This is a genomic window from Actinosynnema sp. NPDC023658, assembly GCF_040639995.1.
Lineage (GTDB): Bacteria > Actinomycetota > Actinomycetes > Mycobacteriales > Pseudonocardiaceae > Actinosynnema.
The window spans coordinates 1-1,156 of record NZ_JBFAAX010001421.1 but is presented as its reverse complement, the minus strand read 5'-3'; the positions used below and the strand labels follow the sequence as shown (position 1 = coordinate 1,156).

1 protein-coding gene is annotated in these 1,156 nt (G+C 74.1%); it reads right to left on the bottom strand.

Annotated elements, in window-relative coordinates; all coding sequences use genetic code 11:
- Positions 1-12: 12 nt before the first annotated feature.
- Complete coding sequence (locus AB0G02_RS41485; protein WP_360806443.1) at positions 13-1,041, bottom strand: LacI family DNA-binding transcriptional regulator; 1,029 nt, start codon at positions 1,039-1,041, stop codon at positions 13-15.
- Between the last annotated feature and the right edge of the window lie 115 nt (positions 1,042-1,156).

Sequence of the window (1,156 nt, the reverse complement as noted above, 5' to 3'; positions counted from 1 at the left end):
GACCGACCCCGGTCAGGCGCTGCCGCCGCGCACCAGCTCGGTGGGCAGGAGGAGGCCGGGTTCGTCGTCCCGACCGTGCTCGACCTGCCGCAGGCAGCGGGCGACGAGCTCGCGCGACACCCGGTCGACCGGGATGCGCGCGCTGGTGAGGGTGGGTTCGGTGACGAGGCCGACCGCGCCGCCGTCGAAGCCGGTGACGGCGACGTCGGTGCCGACCTCCAACCGCAGCGAGTGGGCGATGTTGACGACGGCGGCGGCGACGGCGTCGCTGCCCGTGATGATGGCGGTGGGCGGGTTCTCGCCGGTGAGCAGTTGGCGTGCGCGGCGGCGGAGGCCGGTGTCGCTCCCGCGGAAGACCGCCGCCCCGGGCGGGCGGATGCCGTGGTGGGCCAGGCGTCGGAGCGCGCCGTCGAGGCGGTCGAGCTTCCAGTACTGCTCGCCGTCGGCGGCGAGGTAGGCGAAGCGCCGGTGGCCCTCGGCGACGAGGGCGTCCACGATCGCGCCCATGCCGGCGGCGTTGTCGACGTCCACCCAGTGCTGGGGCAGGTCGGGGGCCAGGCGGCCGAAGCAGGCGAACGGGATACGGCTGTCGGCCAGGAACCGGGCGCGTTCGTCCTCGACGGTGGACTCGGACAGGATGACGGCGTCCACGGCGTGCCGCGCCACCAGGTCCTTGAACACGCCCAGCGGGTCGTGGCGGCGGTGGGTGAACACCAGCACCTGGTGGTCCACGTCGGAGGCCGCCTTCACCAGGGCCTGCAGGAAGTGCAGGGTGAAGCCCTGCGCCTGGTCCAGCTGCTCCCCGAAGATGTGGTAGCCGATCTGCGTCGTGCGGCGCGAGCGCAGGGTCTGCGCGGCGCGGTTGGGCTGGTAGCCCAACGCCCGCATGGCGTCGGTGACCTTCTCGTGGGTCGCGGCCGAGTAGTACTCGGCGCGGCCGTTGAGGACGTTGGACACGGTCTGCCGGGACACGCCCGCGGCGGCGGCCACGTCCACGATGCCGACGCGCCGCCGTTCCCGATCCGCGCCGCCTCCGGGCACCGGCCCACCTCCTCGCCACCGGACACCACATGGTGACATGCCCGCCGCCGATCGGTGCGGACCGAGGCGGGGGAGAGGTGCGAGCCGAGTGCCGCTCCACGTCCGGGACAGGAGG